We start from the raw sequence: 1,361 nt of genomic DNA, 5'->3' as shown, positions 1-1,361 counted from the left end.
CCGCCGCGCTGGAAGAACAGCTGGACCTGGTGTCGGACGGCAAGCTGGACTGGAAGCAGTTCCTGCGCGACTTCTGGAAGGACTTCGCGGCCGCGGTCGGCGAGATCGCCGAGCTGCGCACCACCAACGTCCTGGACGCCCTGAACGAGGCCCTGGGCCCGCACATCTTCCCGGACAAGGGCGACGGGTCGAACCCGCGCGCGTGCCCGACCTGCGGCACCGGCCTGCTGTCGCTGAAGACCGGCAAGTTCGGGGCCTTCATCGGCTGCTCGAACTATCCCGAATGCCGCTTCACCCGCCAGCTGGCCACCAGCGAGGGCGAAGGCGAGGCCGAGGCCGCCGACAAGGAGCTGGGCGTCAATCCGGCGACAGGCCGCGCGGTGTGGCTGAAGAACGGCCGCTTCGGACCCTATGTCGAGGAGCCGGCGGCGGTCGACAGCGGCGACAAACCCAAGCGCTCCAGCCTGCCCAAGGGCTGGACGGCGGCGGCGGTCGACCTGGAAAAGGCCCTGCGCCTGCTGTCCCTGCCCCGTGAGGTCGGCGCCCACCCGGACGACGGCAAGACCATCACCGCCGGCCTGGGCCGCTTTGGGCCGTTCGTGCTGCACGACGGCACCTACGCCAACCTGGAGAACCCGGAAGAGGTCTTCGACATCGGCCTGAACCGCGCGGTGGCCCTGCTGGCCGACAAGCGGGCCGGCGGCGGGCGGCCGCAGCGCGGCCAGGCGGCCGCCTTGGCCGAGCTGGGCAATCACCCCGAGGACGGCAAGCCGATCCGCGTGCTGTCGGGGCGGTTTGGCCCCTACATCAAGCACGGCGACACCAACGCCAACGTGCCCAAGGGCGCGGATCCGGCGGCCATGACCCTGGACGAAGCGGTGGCCCTGATCGCCGACCGCGTCGCCAAGGGCGGCGGCAAGAAGCCGGCGAAGAAGGCCGCGCCCAAGAAGGCCCCCGCCAAGGCAAAGGCGGCCGTGGCCGACGGCGCCGCACCGGCGAAAAAGGCTCCGGCCAAGAAGCCGGCGGCGAAGAAACCGGCGGCCAAGAAGCCCGCCGCGAAGAAGGCGAAAGCCGAGGCGTGACGCGCCTCGGCGGTGGGGTTAGGCTAGGTTCATGACGTCGCTCGAACGCCCTCTGCCGCTGCCCGTCGTGGTCGTGATCCTGTCGGCGCTCAGCGTCGGCGGCTTCGCGTTCGGCCTCAAGAACGCGTTGCAGAAGACCGACCGCCAGGCCGTGTCGACCGCGCCCCTGGCCGAGGTCTCGGGCGTGCCGGTGCGCGACGCCGCACCGATCGTCGCCGAGGTCGCCCCGCCCCCGCCGGTCGAGGCCCCCAAGCCCAAGCCGGTCGAGGAGGTCGAGGC

At 71.7% G+C, this 1,361-nt stretch carries 2 protein-coding genes; both read left to right on the top strand.

Features of this window, described 5'->3' with window-relative positions; translation table 11 throughout:
* On the top strand, positions 1-1,082 hold a 1,082-nt coding region (locus AC1DZ6_RS25210; protein WP_477099824.1), incomplete at its 5' end, for a topoisomerase C-terminal repeat-containing protein.
* 31 nt (positions 1,083-1,113) lie between these two features.
* The coding region (locus tag AC1DZ6_RS25205; protein ID WP_477099823.1) for a hypothetical protein at positions 1,114-1,361 on the top strand (248 nt) is incomplete at its 3' end.

It is taken from the genome of Caulobacter sp. P1_B12_2 (genome assembly GCF_056406675.1).
The sequence above is the reverse complement of the archived record's forward strand: the minus strand, read 5'-3'. Positions and strand labels throughout refer to the sequence as shown.